We start from the raw sequence: 1,954 nt of genomic DNA on the forward strand, positions 1-1,954 counted from the left end.
GCGACGAGTCGTAGCGGGAGAGTCCCCGGCAGCGGGGCGCCGAAGGAGCAAACTCCCCGGAATCTCTCAGGTACAGGTACCGCATCGACCAGGCCACTCTGGAAAGCAGGCGCACCGAGCGCCTCACCCACGGTGCAAACCGCCTGCGGCGGTGAAGCTCTCAGGTCCCATGACAGAGGGGGAGTTCCGGACACCGGGTCGCGTCCCGGTCGACTCGAGGACCTCCCATGACTGTCGCTCGCGACGGCGTGCCCACCCGCACGTCGTCACCCTTGGAAGCCGTCCACGCCGAGCACGGCGCCGTCTTCATCGACTTCGCCGGATGGCGGATGCCCGTGCGTTACGGCAGCGAACTCGCCGAGCACCGTGCGGTGCGGGAGGCCGCCGGGATCTTCGACCTCTCGCATATGGGCGAGATCGAGGTGTCCGGGCCGGAGGCCGCGCGCATGCTGGACTTCGCACTGGTCGGGCGGCTGTCGGCGGTGCCGGTCGGTCGCGCCCGCTACACCATGCTCTGCCACGACAACGGCGGCGTCCTCGACGATCTGGTGGTGTACCGGTTGGCCGAGCAGCGGTTCCTGGTGGTCGCCAATGCCGCCAATGCCGAGATCGTCTACATCCTGCTGCGTGATCGGGCACACGGCTTCGCCGCCGAGGTGGCGAACCGTTCGACCGACTACGCCCTCATCGCGGTGCAGGGGCCGCGCTCGGCGGCGATCGTCGGAGCCGTGACCGATGTCGATCCGAGTCCGCTGAAGTACTACGCCGGCATGCCCGCCCGGATCGCCGGAGTCGATGCGCTGCTGGCACGCACCGGCTACACCGGTGAGGACGGTTTCGAGGTGTACTGCGCGCCCGAGCGGGCCGCCGACATCTGGCGGGCGCTGAGCGCGGCCGGGGCATCGCACGGCCTGCTGCCCGCGGGTCTGGCCTGCCGCGACACCCTGCGGTTGGAGGCGGGAATGCCGTTGTACGGCAACGAGCTCCATGTCGGTGTGACTCCGTTCGACATCGGCCTCGGCCGGGTCGTGAAGTTCGACAAGCCCGGCACTTTCGTCGGGCGCGCCGCGCTGGCCGCCCGCGAGCAGGCGGGCGGCGGCCGAACGCTGGTGGGACTCATCGGATCCGGCCGCCGCGCCGGTCGCCACGGCTACGAGATCTACGCCGACGACCGAGCGGTCGGCGTGGTCACCAGCGGTGCGCTCTCCCCGACCCTGGGCGTGCCCATCGCCATGGCCATGGTGGACCGCGACCACGCGGCCCCCGGCACGGCCTTGACCATCGACGTGCGCGGCCGTCGCGAACCGGTCGAGACCACCGCCCTGCCCTTCTACTCCCGCTCCTGAAAGAGGTCGTCCATCATGGGTTTTCCCGAACATCTGAGCTACACCGAAGAGCACGAGTGGCTGCATGTCGTCGACGGCACCGCCACCGTGGGCGTCACCGACTTCGCCGCCTCGTCGCTCGGCGACGTGGTCTTCGTGCAACTGCCCGCCGTCGGCGACCGTGTCGCGCAGGGGGAGGTCTGCGGTGAGATCGAGTCCACCAAATCCGTCAGCGACCTGTACTCGCCGGTGACGGGCGAGGTCGTGGAGATCAACGCCGCGGTCGTCGACGATCCGGATACGGTCAACTCCGACCCCTACGGTGCGGGCTGGCTGTTCCGGGTGCGGGTCGAATCCACCGGTGCGCTGCTGGACGCCACCGGCTACGCCGCCCTGACCGGCGACTGACCACCCACCGCGAACGTTCGCCCCGGGTGTGCTGCTAGCGTCGGCTGAGTGCCGACCGACGCGCCGAATCCGGTCCCACCCCGCCGAGAACATCAGCTCTGGGCGGTTCCACTGCTGGTCGCGATGGGGTTGCTGAGTCTGCTGGCGCTGTCGTATCTGGCCAGCATCCTCGATCCGCAGCGCAATCTGCACGACTTCCCGCTGCTGCTGGTGAACGAGGA

2 protein-coding genes and 1 riboswitch are annotated in these 1,954 nt (G+C 69.4%); both genes read left to right on the forward strand.

Annotated features, from left to right (window positions below):
* The first annotated feature begins 4 nt into the window (after positions 1-4).
* Positions 5-92: riboswitch (glycine riboswitch) on the forward strand.
* A gap of 135 nt (positions 93-227) precedes the next feature.
* The gene (gene gcvT, locus QK444_RS35910; protein WP_282786522.1) at positions 228-1,346 is read left to right on the forward strand and encodes a glycine cleavage system aminomethyltransferase GcvT; all 1,119 of its coding nucleotides are present in this window, start codon (positions 228-230) and stop codon (positions 1,344-1,346) included.
* Positions 1,347-1,361: 15 nt separating this feature from the next.
* Positions 1,362-1,733 carry a glycine cleavage system protein GcvH gene (gene gcvH, locus QK444_RS35915; RefSeq protein ID WP_282786524.1) on the forward strand — a complete coding sequence of 124 codons (372 nt, stop codon included), beginning with the start codon at positions 1,362-1,364 and terminating at the stop codon, positions 1,731-1,733.
* Positions 1,734-1,954: the final 221 nt, after the last annotated feature.

It is taken from the genome of Nocardia sp. CC201C, from assembly GCF_030010695.1.
GTDB lineage: Bacteria > Actinomycetota > Actinomycetes > Mycobacteriales > Mycobacteriaceae > Nocardia > Nocardia otitidiscaviarum.

What these genes read in the sequence shown, in the direction of transcription:
- gcvT (WP_282786522.1), top strand. Translation starts at nt 228, where the DNA reads ATGACTGTCGCTCGCGACGGCGTGCCCACCCGCACGTCGTCACCCTTG.
- gcvH (WP_282786524.1), top strand. Translation starts at nt 1,362, where the DNA reads ATGGGTTTTCCCGAACATCTGAGCTACACCGAAGAGCACGAGTGGCTG.